Source organism: Acinetobacter legionensis (assembly GCF_048551735.1).
Lineage (GTDB): Bacteria > Pseudomonadota > Gammaproteobacteria > Pseudomonadales > Moraxellaceae > Acinetobacter.
Genome location: NZ_JBIMBV010000119.1, coordinates 1 through 260, shown reverse-complemented (window position 1 = coordinate 260; position 260 = coordinate 1). Strand labels below are relative to the sequence as shown.

Below are 260 nucleotides of genomic sequence, written 5' to 3'. Positions count from 1 at the left end.
TATCCTGTTTATCAAATAAGATGCTTGTTGATGAACATCTCCCGTTTGCACAATAATTAAGGATTTAATCACATAAGTCTCTATGAGATTTATATTAAAAAATTCATCATCATATCCCGGAGAGAAAAAACCAACCGGACCGTATAAAATAACTATAAAAAAATAAGCTAATATCTGATAGTATTTTTTTATAAAAAATATATTATGCATTTTACTTACCTACATTATAAAAAATAGTCATTTAATTTTAACAATCTCAA

General features: G+C 24.6%; 1 protein-coding gene. It reads right to left on the bottom strand.

What is annotated here, in order from left to right; translation table 11 throughout:
* Nucleotides 1–210 (bottom strand): hypothetical protein (locus ACG9ZL_RS21275; RefSeq protein WP_419361927.1); only part of this gene is annotated, 210 nt, incomplete at its 3' end.
* Between the last annotated feature and the right edge of the window lie 50 nt (nt 211–260).